A 12,982-nucleotide genomic window follows, 5' to 3' on the forward strand; every position below is an offset into this window, starting at 1 on the left:
ATTGTTTAAGACGAAGGAGGCGTTCCTCTTGATGAAGGACAGTCGAAGTTTCAAACGTTATTTACTGATTTGGATTGCTGTTGCTGCTCTAATGGTTACTTTAATCGGTTCCGTGGTACCGTCTGTTTCAGCTGCCGAGTCCAGAGACAACCCTACAAACACACCAAGTGAAGAGAAGGCATCTCGACGTAATAAGGTCGTAATTATTATTGACGATTTCGGCAATGACATGAAGGGGACGGATGAAATGTTTTCACTGCCGATTAAGCTTACGGTGGCGGTCATGCCCTTTTTGCCTACATCTGTGAAGGATGCCACACGCGCGCATGAACGCGGAGATGATGTTCTTCTCCACTTACCGATGGAGCCGCGCCAAGGTAATCCTAAATGGCTTGGACCAGGAGCTGTACTGGCCAAGATGTCTGATGAGGAAGTCCGTCAAAAAGTAGAGGCAGCACTCGATAATGTGCCTTATGCTATCGGCATAAATAACCACATGGGCTCTAAGATTACCGGGGACGAACGGATTATGGGTGTGATCTTATCCGTGTGCAAAGAGCGGGGATTGTTTTTTGTGGACAGTAAAACCAACTACCGTTCTGTTGCTGGCAATATGGCTTATCGAATGGGGCTGCCGCGTGTAGAGAATCATATCTTTTTGGATGATACACACACAGCCAATCATGTCCTGAAACAAATGGGCCTCGTAAATAACCTGGCGAAGGATCAACGATTCTGCGTAACCATTGGTCATGTTGGTGTATATGGAAAAGAAACCGCCGCAGGCATCCGCAGCGGTGTTGAGCAAATAAAAGATGATGTTGAATTTATAGGCATTTCTGATCTAGTCAAAAACGAAATGAACTGGAACTCGAATCCTACACTTCCATAAGATAAGCTACTATGCCGCCAGCAATCGCTTCTGCAATTTCTTGTTGCCCTTTAGGGGTGCAAAGCTTTTCGCGATCTGTCGGACTGCTTACAAAACCCGCCTCAACAATTACAGTTGTGGCGGTTATTTTGTTGAGTAAATAAAAGGGCTTACCCGGTCTTGTCTCAGCACGGATATTATAGAGACTGTTTAATTGTTGCTGAATGGTCTGGGCAAGGATAAAGCTGCGGCCTTCTTGGCGATATAATACAAGCGGACCATGTTTGGAAGGAGAAGGTGCCCAGTTAACATGGATGCTGACCACTACGGTAGCTGGTAATGTCTCAGCCAGTTCTTTACGCTGGGCAAGATCGCGCAGATGTCGGGATTTACTGCGCAGCCAGCGGTTCTCATCACTTGGGGCATAATCTCCATTACGATTTAAGGCAACATCAAATCCATCGCTGCGCAGCAGCAGAAATAATCGGCGTGAGATATCTAATGTAATATCCTTCTCAAGAATATTTCCGTAGGAAGTTCCTCCGTCGATCCCCCCATGTCCTGCATCAATTAAGATCATACGGTGGCCGTGGCTTAAGAGATGCTGACGTTCATCATTCACTACGGGTTTGGATGGAGTTGCAGAAGCATATGCACTCCCCACAAACAGCATTAGAAGTCCAACTGTAGTTAAAGTAATACGTAAGCCGCATATTGCAGCTGCTGTCTTGGAATAAGCTTTATTTCTCCCATTGTTCAAATGAACTCCTCCTTGCATGTGAATAACCTCGTGCCCTAGATTCTTTGTTAGATTGTGCTTTAATAGGTAAACCTATTCGAACAATCCGGGACAAGAGTTTAGATATATGCTCGCTGGTGCACACTAAGAGCATGGAACGACGCTGGTTATCTTAATTCACTTATAATGTAGGAGGTGTTACAAATGGCTTCCGGCGGCGATGAGCTTGTAAAGTATATCACTGAGAAGGTAGTTGTTTATATCGAGGATCCGCGTGCCATTCATGCTCGAAGAGCGGCTACTAAGCAGCCGTGGTCACAGAAATGGTTCGGTATGCTTCCGCTGGGTTGGTCGATCTGGCGAAGCAAATGGAGCCACAGTGACAAGGATTGAATTTCACAAATAACAAATAACCTTCCAGTGCCTTGTTGAGGGTGGCAGCGGAAGGTTATTTGTTATGTTTAGTTATAGATATTTTTGTCGGGCAGCTTGTGCAGTGTTCCGATAGTCTGCAAGGCAGTGAGTGGTAAATATCTTCTACCTTCTGGTCCTGATGCTGCATAAACGGTGGGCATGTTGTTTATTGCTTTTGTATTATTCGAAGCAATCGACCAGTTCTGATAACCTGTAATCATAAAAGGTGCCCCTACGATATCATTTCGGCCAGCGGATTGATAAGCAATACTTTCCTTGGGACGAATTAGTGCGGCGATATTGTCTCCACCTACAGCAAGCAGTTTTGGGGAGGTCAACCACATGATATTTTTATAAGGATCATCTGTTCCTCCGCTTTGATAAGCAGAAAGCGGCGACAAATCAGTAGTTAGGTTAGTGATTACATCCGTTTCTGTCTGCTGTCCTTTAAGTACTTCTTCCGCTTTACTTAGCGTCCACGGCAAAACTTGCGGCACGGAAGCATTGATAAATATCGTCTTATCGTCAATGACGATTTTCCATACGGGTAGAAGTGGTGCATATAAGGCTGTAAGTTTTATTTTGCCTGTAAAAGATGAAGGTATAAGTCCTTCCTGCACCAAAAATTGGCGCAGTTCTAATAAACTATAGGGGAGACCGTAAGTGCCAGCTCCATATTCGCTAAGCATATAACCACCTTGATCCGTAGCCGAAATGATCATGTAACCGATCCGCTGTTCACCTTTCATAACGTTGACAAGCCAGCTATGAGTACCTGGACCCAGAGGATAATATTCTATTCCTGCGTCCTTCCAGGCTGTAAATGGAGCTTCTGCTGCGAGCTTGTTCAGTGTACTCTTGGCAAATTCTTGGACCGTACCGGGTGAAGGTAAGATATCCATCTGCAGTACAGGTATCAAATCCTGTGTGACTGAATCAACTACACTTACTCTGGAAGCTGCAAGCGCAGAAGAGGAACCGGAGCTCGTTGCGATGAGTCCGATGCATAGAAGCAGGAGGAAGCAGCTTTGACCTGCAAGAAGCAGCCTCCGCCGTACACTTATTTTCATGGCGTCGTTCACCTTTCTTTGTTATGAAATATCAGAAAGTATAAGCTTCCTTTTTATTGTAGAGGACAAGCTATAAAAAGGCTGTTGCTTGCTGTCGCGCCGGAAGGCGGAAGTTCTCTTGTTTTTTTGCCTGCTTTTAGCGAGTAGGGTCGCATTCTATAGGCTCCGCAGATGAAACAGTCCATAGGTTACCGCAGAAACTGCGATTTGCGGCTCATATTGCCAAATGGTCTCTTGGCGACGACGGTTATACTGTTCTTGTGTCGCTAGGCGTTTTTCTTCATCAGGCTCCTTCAACAGCTCTCCATAATAGACATCAATGATGTCCAGCTCAACCCTTAGCCGCTCACGCGCCTGTTCTGCCCAAGTATAGTCCAGTTCGGCTAGCTGAGCGGTAAGATGAGTTTCCAATAAGTCGGTAGCGGCTGCTACTGTCATTTCGTAAGGCTGGATATGCACATTTTCCGGCAAGCGTGGCATCATCTCTTTCGTGGAAACTTTTGCATTAAAATCATCAATGATGGTTCCCTTTGTTAGAGAGATGCCAAGATAATGGAGCTCTTCCCGTTTCAAATCGCAGCTCATCTCCACTTTATAGCAGACACTTAGCCATGGTTCGTAAGCGGCAGAGAACAGCGTGTTCCGCTGTCTGCTACCCGGGTCCTCAAATAAGTAAAGGCATTTACCTTCGTCCCGAGCGGCGTTCCAAATTTGTTGTAATCGCTTGCTTCCGTAAATAATATCCTCTCTGCGGATCATCCCGGGTCCAATTCGTGGGAGTGCCGGCACAATACCGAAGTAGCGGGCTAGAATACTTTCCTCCGGGTCAGTAGATGGAGCATTCACTGCCTCTGAGCCCAAGGAGGCCGGATCGAGTAAGTCAGCGCTGGCCTCTGCATCGTTTGTTACACCTGTAGCTAGGCTTCCGGTGACAACTTGATTCAAGATGCCAGCACTACGATTTGCAATGGGGGGAACCTCTACTGCAGCTTGACTGTCGTATTTTTCCGGATCAAAAACAAAGGTGAAAGAAAGGGTCTCAGGATCTACACCTGTGCGCTCCACGAATCCCCAATAATACGGCCGGTCGGTGAGCATTTTGTCAGCTCTAGGTGATAATTTCACAGTTACGTGAAGGGGCGAAGCCTCAATGATGGAGCATTCAGTGGCTTCAAGATAGTCCATCACATGCTTGCGTACTTCCTGTGCGGTGAGGGTCATGTCGCAGTCCCACTTTCTTTTTTAATACCCTGTGTCAATTCACTGAGGGATTCACCAATATGGTCCAGCTCATGCCGCAATTCTTCGTCGGAGCGGGATTCGAGCATGATTTTGTATAAACTCTTCTCCAGCGATTCCTTCTTTTCAAAACGTTCCAGGATTACATCCAGCCCGCCAATCACCATTTCAAACATATTGATTTTCTCATGTAGCAGATGCAGGATATGTTCTTCAATCGTGCCTTGAGTAGACAAGTTGTAGATCACTACGTCATTTTCTTGCCCTAACCGATGGACACGGCCGATACGCTGCTCCACCCGCATGGGATTCCAGGGCAGATCAAAGTTGATCATATGGTGGCAAAATTGCAGGTTAATCCCTTCACCACCGGCTTCTGTAGCAATCATAACTTGAGCCCGGCCGCGGAAAAGATCCATCATCCAATCTTTTTTACCACGGTTCATCCCGCCGGAATAAGAGACACACATCAGCCCATGTTCACGGAAATACTGCAGTAAATATTCTTGAGTTGCGCGATATTCCGTGAAGACGATGACCTTTTCATTCATTTCTTGAATGAGGGCTAAGGTTGTTTCAGCTTTAGTGTTTGTTTTAACAGTACGGAGGGTTTGTAGTAGCTCCATCATCCGGTCTCTTTTTGGTGAATCCGCAGGCAGCTTTTTGATCAAATTAACTAAAGTGATAAAGACGGCATCCCGGCTGCTGCACACCTCACGTTGAAGGGTTACCAGAGAAAGCATGCTGCTAAGATTGCCACCGGATTCCTGATACTGGTCTTTGACAAAGGAAGTAACACTGTTATACAAATCTTTCTCTTCTTGGGAGAGAACTAAGGGAATATTACGGACTTTTCGTTTCGTGAAATTAACTGGACCTTCACCACGGCGATTGCGGATCATGACCTTCGAAAGCTCGTCCCGCAGTTGACCTTCATTCTTGGGCTGGCGTTTATCAACCACGAAATTCGAGGAAAAATCGCCCTGATTTCCAAGTTGCCCCGGCTTCAGTATAGTGATCAGATTAAAGAGTTCGCCCAGATCATTCTGAACGGGAGTCGCGGTGAGCAGCAGGCAATATTTTTTGCGTAATTGCTGTACAAATAGATAATTGGTCGATTTTTTATTCTTCAGCTTGTGAGCTTCATCAATGATCAACATATCGTATTCATTTTCCAGCAGGATTTCCTTATGCGGATCGCGTTTGGCGGTATCCATCGATGCGACGACTATGGCGTTACCCCAAGAATAGGCTTTTTTCTGAGCGACAGCAGTGATGCCGAATTTCGCATTCAGCTCACGAACCCATTGCAATACTAGAGAAGCAGGTACGAGAATAAGCACTTTGGAGACAAGACCGCGTACGAGATATTCTTTGAGCACCAGTCCTGCTTCAATGGTCTTGCCCAGTCCAACCTCATCTGCAAGAATCGCGCGGCCTGACATTTCGAACAGAACCTTATGCGCTGTATCCAGCTGATGGGGAAGAGGGGACAAGCCGGATAAATGCTTCATACATTGCAGCTCATCGAAGCTCGTTACTAGACCTGTTTCCTCTCCTTGTACGGCAAGCTTAGATAAACGGTAGTCTCCCCATGGGCCGCCCTTTTCCAGTTTGAGCTCCAGATCTTGCAACCAATTACGGTCAAAAGAAAGAGGAACAGGCAGTATCGGCGCGGGTGTTCCCCCTTGCTGGGGTAGAGAATTACGGAATAATTGCGTCATAATGCAGCCTCCTCAAGCTCGGATTTATATCACCATTCGTAAGAGTAGTATGCTCGTAAACGAGAGAATTCATAACCTCTTATTTTTCACGATAGCCTTTAAAAAAGAGAGCAAGAGCGAGAAAAAGCAGCAACGTTTGCGATAATTCGGCAACTTGACTCTATTTTCGAATAAGACCTTCGATACAATATGTGGTATAGTTTAAAAGCTGACGCACACAATATATTGTGACAAAAGCTTGAAAATGTATTTTTTATAGAGTGCTTAGCTGGTATTTGTTATTGACAAGATGAGCTTCCTACATACACCTGTTAAGCAGTGGAGGATGGTAAGGGAGTTTTTGTTGTGGGCCCATACCTTGGACCGGAAACTAATATCTACTACACATGCGGGAGGTTTTTTTATTGAGTAAAGTGGAACGTAAGCAACGCCTTGAAGGGCTAAGTGAAAAAATATTTTTGGATCGTTATGCTTGGAAGGATGCAGACAGCAACAATGCTAAAGTAGGCGATGTTGTATTGGTGCTGACCAAAGATGATCCGAAGTTTCCAACTAAGGAAGTCGGAGAAATTGTGGAGCGCAGTGGGCGAATCGTAACTGTAAAGACACGCAGTGGCGAGCTTGTGAAATCGGATGTTGAGAAGTTGACCCTTAATATAGAAAAAACTCCTGAGGAAATGTGGGACCGTCTATCCACAGCGATGGCTTCTGTAGAGAAGACACCTGAGCTTCAAGCAGAATGGGCAGGCAAATTCCGTTCAATCCTGGATGATTGGAAGCTTGTACCGGGTGGACGTATTGCGGCTGGTGCAGGTGCTAGTGAAGAATTAACATTGTTCAACTGTTATGTGATTCCCTCTCCAAAAGACAGCCGTGGCGGCATCATGCAGACATTGTCTGAAATGACGGAGATTATGGCCCGTGGTGGCGGGGTGGGCATTAACCTGTCTTCATTGCGTCCTCGTCGTGCGATTGTTAGAGGGGTTAATGGTTCATCCAGTGGTTCCGTATCTTGGGGCGGTTTGTTTAGTTATACTACGGGGCTTATTGAGCAAGGCGGCAGCCGTCGTGGTGCGCTCATGCTAATGATTAATGACTGGCATCCCGATGTTGAGGACTTCATTACCGTGAAGCAAACGATGGGCCAAGTCACTAATGCTAACCTTTCGGTATGTGTGAGCAATGGTTTTATGAAGGCTGTAAAAGAAGATCTGGACTGGGATCTCGTATTCCCGGATACAACCGATCCTGAATATAACGAAATGTGGGATGGCGATCTCGACAAGTGGAAAGCTGCCGGCAAAAACGTTATCCATTATCGCACCGTAAAAGCGCGTGACGTGTGGCGTACGATCATTGAATCGGCATGGAAATCCGCTGAGCCGGGCGTCGTATTCATGGAATACTATAACCAGATGTCTAATAGCTGGTATTTCAACCCGATTATTTGTACAAATCCGTGTGGTGAACAAGGCCTGCCTGGCTGGGGAGTCTGCAATCTGTCTGCGGTGAACTTGTCCAAGTTCTACGATGAGAAAAATCATGATGTGGATTGGGAAGATCTTGCGACTACCACACGTTATTCCGTCCGTTTTCTGGACAATGTAATTGATAAAACACCTTATCATTTCCCGGAAAATGAAGCGAATCAGAAAAAGGAACGCCGCGTGGGTCTCGGAACCATGGGATTGGCGGAGCTGATGATTAAATTGAACATCCGTTACGGCAGCCCGGAATCGTTGGAGTTTCTGGACAAGCTATACGGCTTTATGGCTCGTGAAGCCTACCTTGCTTCGGCAGAAATTGCTGGAGAGAAGGGTTCCTTCCTAGCTTTTGATACTGAGAAATATCTAATGAGCGGCTTTATGAAAAATATAGTCGAAGCGTATCCAGAGGTTGGCGAAGCGATTCGTGAACATGGTATGCGTAACGTTACAGTGATTACACAAGCACCTACAGGTAGTACAGGTACAATGGTAGGTACTTCTACGGGAATTGAGCCTTATTTTGCCTTTAAATATTTCCGTCAAAGTCGTCTTGGCTATGATGAACAGTTTGTTCCAATCGCTCAAGAGTGGCTGGAAGCTCATCCGGGTGAAGAGCTACCGGACTACTTTGTAACTTCGATGGATCTGTCAGCTAAAGATCATATCCGTGCGCAAGCAGCGATCCAACGCTGGGTAGATAGCTCTATTTCCAAAACAGCGAACTGCCCGTCTGACTTTACGGTTGAGGAGACGGCTGAGCTATATGAAATGGCCTTTGATCTAGGTTGTAAGGGTGTTACGATCTACCGCGATGGAAGCCGTGACGTTCAAGTCCTGGAAACCACGAAGAAGGAAGACAAAAAAGAAGCCGCTCCGGTTGCGGCAGAAGAAGCTACAACTACTGTAGAAGCGAGTACAAGTGTTGTAGCAGCAAGTCCAGCGCCTCAAGTGACTACAAAAGAGGCGGATAAACAATACAAAAAACGTCCGCAGGTTCTGCGCGGCGCTACCTATAAAATCAACACACCATTTGGGATGGCATATATTACGATCAATGACCTTGATGGAATACCGGCTGAAATCTTCCTGAATGTAGGTAAAGCGGGTTCTGACGTCTTTGCTATGGCTGAAGCATTAGGCCGTGTCTGCTCCTTGTTCCTCCGTTACGGAGATCATGGTGAGAAAGTGGAGCTGTTGATTAAACATCTGAAAGGCATTGGCGGATCAGGTGCTATCGGCTTCGGCGCGAACCGGGTTGAATCCATTGCTGACGCTGTAGCTAAGGCACTGGAATCACATGTGCTGAACAATGCTCATGATGATCATGTACCTGCTCCGATTGCAGCAACTTTGGAGCTGGAGGATTTCAATGAAGCGTTAAATGCGGAGATAAAATCGAGCGTTCCGTCAGCTACGGAAGATGGACATGGTGGCCATCATGGACATAACCACTCTACGGCTTCCCGTGACCTTTGCCCATCCTGCGGCAGCGCCTCGCTGATTAATATTGAGGGCTGTAAGACTTGTGGCAATTGCGGGTATAGTCGTTGCGGGTAAACGTTAGAGCCAATAAGTGTTTTATGGGAAAACTAGAAATGTGACTATGCATAGCTACTAAAAGCAAGCGATCATCGAGAGGAAGTGTTAATCTTTTATCTCAATGAATCGCTTGTTTTTTTATTATTGATGATGTTCATTAAGAGGTTTTAACTATATGAGTTTGATAATTAGTGTAATTCAAAAGGGAAGTATAATTGTAGAAAAAGATAAGGTTGGAATTGCGATTTGGTAAGTAACATCGTATTTACGCGGTGTGTCTGGTCTGTGAACTCGTGTCTAACTAAGCTTTTTAACACAAAAAACACGCGTACTTGTCTAACAAAGGTACGCGTGTTTTTGTTATTCCACTACGAGAGGAATTATTTTTACATATCTAAATTTTTGAATGCGTAAGGCAATAAATCCCTTAAACTTAGCTCTAAGATTTCTTTTTTCTCATTGGTTAAATAGACAGGCATATCAGGCAAACAGAATTCCGATAATACTTGTCTGCAGATACTGCATGGCGGCAGAAAATCCATTGTGTCACCTGCTACAGCTATAGCCTGAAAATCACCTTTAGTATAGCCCTTTGTAATAGCCGTGAAGATTGCTGTTCTCTCAGCACAATTAGTAGCGCCAAAAGATACATTTTCTACGTTTACTCCATTAATAACATTTCCATCTTTAAGTAATAAGGCTGCTCCAACTGGAAATTTAGAATAAGGGGCATAAGCAGCTTTCTTTGTGTTACGTGCGCTTTCCATTAATTCTTCTTTATTCATAATACTCACCCTTTTTAAATAAGAATGAACCTTTCGGTCCCCTTATCGCCAACTAAGGTTGGCAGGACTTCTAATATTATAGTCACATCAAATGGTTGTCAACATGTACTACTCGATAAGTATCATTAGGGAATCATAGTTTTAAAATATAACTAGATATAGCAAATAGAAGTTACACATATTAAGCCTGCCATGGTAACCTTATCTTAAAAGCGACGAGTAGAGGGGTTTTATAATTTGGGAGCGGCAGAGAATACTTTTAAACAAAAAATATTGAGCAAAAAACCGGGTATTATAACATATGGGATGACACCACCGAAGGCAAGCCACGCACCAGAAAAGGTCTCGGAAATCGCCCAGAAACAGGTTGAAAGACTTAAAAATCTTGATTTAGATGCGTTAATTCTGTACGACGTTCAGGAAGAAGTAGATAGAGTGGATCATGAAAGACCTTATCCCTATTTACCAACGATTGATCCGGCTGTCTATGGTGATAAATATCTAAGACAGGTGGAGGTCCCAAAGATAATTTACCGGTGCGTCGGTAATGATACAAGAGCCCAGTTCGAGGAGTGGGTTAAAACTGACGAAAATGAAGATAGATTTTCAGTGTATGTGGGCGCTTCGTCAAGTAAACAAGAGGTGAAATTGAATTTACCAGATGCTTATGAGCTAAGCAAACAGTTAAATAGTAATTTAACTTTTGGTGGAGTTGTCATTCCGGAAAGACATATAAAAAAGAATGATGAGCATATACGGGTTGTCGAAAAGACCAACAATGGGTGCAACTTTTTTATCACTCAGGCAACTTATAATGTAGAGGCATCTAAGAATTTATTGTCTGATTTATATTATTACTATACAAATAACGGTTTTGAGATGGTTCCTATTTTATTTAATCTTGCACCATGCGGCACTGCGAAAACATTACAATTTATGAAGTGGTTAGGGATCAGTATCCCAGGATGGTTAGAAAACGAGTTGAAATACTCGAACGATATTTTGGATAAATCAATCCAGCTATCACAAAAAATCTTTGAAGAATTGCTAGATTTCGGGCTGGAGAAGGGAATTCCTATTGGTTGCAGTATTGAAAGTGTTTCAACAAGTAAGTTGGAGATTGAAGCATCCGTACAGCTTGTTAAAGATGTGAAGGCCATTCTAGATAAAAAGCTGCCTACTAAATAGAAAAAGATTCCTCAAATTATTGAGAAACCCAGGTCATTTAAAGACCATGGGTTTCTTTTTAGGTTATATGCCACTAGGGTCAACTAATTAAGCATTATAGCCGAAGCCAAGTATAGTAAAAGACTTGTACTGATCTTCCGGCACCATTCTGATTTCTACCTGATGCTCCCCGCTAACCTCATTTTGATAAAGAATTACCGGATTGCAATGTGTCCAGTTGTTCTCATGTGGATCAGCGGTGACTACAAGACAACCATCGACGTAAATGTTCGCCTTGCCGAATTCGCTGCTGCCAGAATCCTTGTATACGAGGATGAGATTTTTGCTTGTTATCGTCAGCTTGAAGCTGTGTTCCCCAGAAGACGCTGAATGCATCCAATTATGAGGGAATTCCGGAGTTCCGAAAGGATCGGCATCCATTTCTACCCGCTGCAAATCGGTATCGATCCCCGAAAATCCGCCCACCTCGATCCTGCCTGCGTCAATATGGCTTTTGCGGTCCAGCAGGAGGGTTCTCACAAAATCATTCCCGATGACCGGATGCTGATCCAATAGGAGATCATCTTCGTCCATTAGCGTTTTGTGGGTTTCGGAGAATAAATAAGCCAGACAATCAGCCATCACCCGGTGACCCTCATTAGTAGGATGATAGATATCATAGAAAAATTGCCGTTTCGAGAGGATGTTCCCCTCATTTTTGCTTAGGCGGAACTGCCCGGATACCGCATCCTTTACACTAACCATAGGAAGATTATAAGCCCGGCCAATGGGGGAGAGCCGTTCCTGCAGGTTCCAGTCATTCATAAACACGCTGAACAGGAGAACTACTGCCGGTCTATTATCGGCGGAAAGTATTTTTAGGCATAAGCTTTCAAAACAGTTGCCTTTCGTTTCATCCCCTTCGTCGTTTACCGCAAATTCCACCACCACGATATCAGGTGTTACAGAACCTTCCCGGAGAATATCCCTTTCATAACGGATGACCCCAAGCTCGGATGGTGTTCCACCTACCCCAGCCTTCACAAAATGGATGTTCTCGCCACCATTCGTACCGAATAATTCCTTAAATCTCAGATACGATTGGTAGGCATAACATTCTGTATGGATCGGTTTAGCGCCTGCTCCCTGAGTAATGGAACCCCCAATATAAGCGATCGTGACATCCTCACCTTTTATAGCCTTATGGATGGCCGTTTTTAATCTTTTATTATTACCCGGATGAAGCAAGGATTGGGTAATGATCTCCCGGTATTCGTTAGATTCAAACGCTACAGGCGGTTCAATGATTAGCTCTGGTACAGAATAACCGTCATGCAAATAAAAAATTATACTCGCAATGGCCAGTTCGCCTTCATGTTTAAATTCAAAAGCGAATTTGCCGAGCACCGCATCCTCTTCAGACCATTCCAAATCCTCTAACTTCAAGAGGACTTCTGAACCGTCGGGGGGACAGGGCACACGTATGCTGCTGCCTGTTTCGTATTTGCTGGTTTTGCCCCAGTTCTGCAATAGAAAAGAGATGGGCTCGTTCTGCTCAGGATCCCTTCTCACAGACACTCCAATACTATGAACCAATTTGCGAAATTCAACGCAGTTTCCTAGCAGCTCCAGTATTGTCTCATCAGTGACGCCGCCAATATATCTGGCCTTGTCGATTAGATAGTTACCTTCCAGATAAACTTCCTGTGAAGGTGGACCTTCGGCCCGGGCTGTCGCCTCAATCGCGGTTTCGTAGAGCACAAAAAAACCGTTCCTGCGTTCAGCCGGATCCTTGGGTGCCTTTGGACCTTCAATCTTGCCTCCTGTAATGATCCCGTTATTGTTTTTCATATTGATCATCCTCGCTTTTTGTATAAGCTTTTCTTGTTATGGATGCGCTTGCAAAAAACATATTTTTATTAGAAGGAATACCTGTTAACAGTAACA

Annotated in this window: 10 protein-coding genes; 4 read left to right on the forward strand and 6 right to left on the reverse strand. The window is 44.7% G+C overall.

Annotated features, from left to right (window positions below):
• The first annotated feature begins 31 nt into the window (after window positions 1-31).
• Window positions 32-892 carry a divergent polysaccharide deacetylase family protein gene (locus NSS82_RS12435; protein WP_076100825.1) on the forward strand — a complete coding sequence of 287 codons (861 nt, stop codon included), beginning with the start codon at window positions 32-34 and terminating at the stop codon, window positions 890-892.
• On the opposite strand, the gene NSS82_RS12440 is transcribed toward NSS82_RS12435, so the two are convergent.
• Window positions 879-1,631 carry an N-acetylmuramoyl-L-alanine amidase gene (locus tag NSS82_RS12440; protein WP_235219580.1) on the reverse strand — a complete coding sequence of 251 codons (753 nt, stop codon included), beginning with the start codon at window positions 1,629-1,631 and terminating at the stop codon, window positions 879-881. The genes NSS82_RS12435 and NSS82_RS12440 overlap by 14 nt on opposite strands.
• A 183-nt stretch (window positions 1,632-1,814) precedes the next feature.
• On the opposite strand from NSS82_RS12440, the gene NSS82_RS12445 reads away from it, so the two are divergent.
• Window positions 1,815-2,003, forward strand: coding sequence for a YqzE family protein (locus NSS82_RS12445; protein WP_036689445.1), 189 nt, complete (start codon window positions 1,815-1,817; stop codon window positions 2,001-2,003).
• 68 nt (window positions 2,004-2,071) lie between these two features.
• Here the strand turns inward: NSS82_RS12445 and NSS82_RS12450 are convergent, their stop codons facing one another.
• The 3 genes from NSS82_RS12450 to NSS82_RS12460 form a co-directional block, all read right to left on the reverse strand.
• A complete protein-coding gene (locus NSS82_RS12450) occupies window positions 2,072-3,094 on the reverse strand; it encodes a hypothetical protein (protein WP_076272629.1) in 1,023 nt (340 codons plus the stop codon).
• Between the two features lie 156 nt (window positions 3,095-3,250).
• Window positions 3,251-4,315 carry a YqhG family protein gene (locus NSS82_RS12455; protein ID WP_076100822.1) on the reverse strand — a complete coding sequence of 355 codons (1,065 nt, stop codon included), beginning with the start codon at window positions 4,313-4,315 and terminating at the stop codon, window positions 3,251-3,253.
• Window positions 4,312-6,057 carry a DEAD/DEAH box helicase gene (locus NSS82_RS12460; protein WP_076104635.1) on the reverse strand — a complete coding sequence of 582 codons (1,746 nt, stop codon included), beginning with the start codon at window positions 6,055-6,057 and terminating at the stop codon, window positions 4,312-4,314. The genes NSS82_RS12455 and NSS82_RS12460 overlap by 4 nt, the downstream gene beginning before the upstream one ends.
• A gap of 404 nt (window positions 6,058-6,461) precedes the next feature.
• Here NSS82_RS12460 and NSS82_RS12465 point away from each other — a divergent pair, with 404 nt between their 5' ends.
• A complete protein-coding gene (locus NSS82_RS12465) occupies window positions 6,462-9,101 on the forward strand; it encodes an adenosylcobalamin-dependent ribonucleoside-diphosphate reductase (RefSeq protein ID WP_370511306.1) in 2,640 nt (879 codons plus the stop codon).
• 368 nt (window positions 9,102-9,469) lie between these two features.
• On the opposite strand, the gene NSS82_RS12470 is transcribed toward NSS82_RS12465, so the two are convergent.
• Entirely contained in the window at window positions 9,470-9,868 is a 399-nt protein-coding gene (locus NSS82_RS12470) for a cytidine deaminase (protein WP_036689594.1), read from the reverse strand.
• A gap of 237 nt (window positions 9,869-10,105) precedes the next feature.
• Between NSS82_RS12470 and NSS82_RS12475 the strand changes: the two genes are divergently transcribed.
• Complete coding sequence (locus tag NSS82_RS12475) at window positions 10,106-11,056, forward strand: methylenetetrahydrofolate reductase (RefSeq protein ID WP_256717633.1); 951 nt, start codon at window positions 10,106-10,108, stop codon at window positions 11,054-11,056.
• Between the two features lie 87 nt (window positions 11,057-11,143).
• Here the strand turns inward: NSS82_RS12475 and NSS82_RS12480 are convergent, their stop codons facing one another.
• Window positions 11,144-12,886: an SGNH/GDSL hydrolase family protein gene (locus tag NSS82_RS12480; protein WP_076272627.1), complete on the reverse strand. Its 1,743-nt coding sequence runs from the start codon at window positions 12,884-12,886 to the stop codon at window positions 11,144-11,146.
• Window positions 12,887-12,982 lie beyond the last annotated feature (96 nt).

The organism is Paenibacillus sp. FSL H7-0735 (genome assembly GCF_038008505.1).
Lineage (GTDB): Bacteria > Bacillota > Bacilli > Paenibacillales > Paenibacillaceae > Paenibacillus_AQ > Paenibacillus_AQ odorifer.